This is a genomic window from Dyadobacter sp. BHUBP1 (genome assembly GCF_050587785.1).
Taxonomy (GTDB): Bacteria; Bacteroidota; Bacteroidia; order Cytophagales; family Spirosomataceae; genus Dyadobacter.
Window position 1 is genome coordinate 1 of sequence record NZ_JBOBIH010000055.1, and the last position, 499, is coordinate 499.

The 499-nt window shown below is 49.9% G+C and carries 1 pseudogene; it reads right to left on the minus strand.

The features are described 5' to 3' along the window. Positions 1 to 499, minus strand: a pseudogene (locus ACQ4MZ_RS31610) (gliding motility-associated C-terminal domain-containing protein); the annotation flags it as partial.

A 499-nucleotide genomic window follows, 5' to 3' on the forward strand; every position in this document is an offset into this window, starting at 1 on the left:
TACGGTGGCGATCAATGCCGGTGTATCGCCCTCATATCTTGCATAATAAATCCTGTAAGCAGTCACGAGCGGGTCGCATTCCTTTCCACCCACTTGGGCCGGGTATTCCCATGTGAGATGATTTGTAAATCCGGAAGGGGTACAAAAAGCTTCGGGATGTGCCCTGAGCGAATCGCAATTAAGCGGGTCGAGGGTGAGCACTGGCGGACATGGCCTGGTGGTATCCGAGGATGATACACAGAGTATCTGCGAGAAGTTATAAAGGAGTGACGGTTTAATCTGGCTGTTATTATAGGAACCTACCGTTTCTACCTTATAGCAATAAGTGGAGTCCTTCACAATGGTCACATTCACGGTTCCATCGGCGGCATATTTATCGGTACCGTCATCGACATAGGTAAATGTTTGTGGCCCCGTTACGGATACTTCCGCAATGCGGTTGAAAGTACCCGGTTTCGTCTTATCCTCCCGGTAGACCCGGTGCACGCGGTTTGCATTA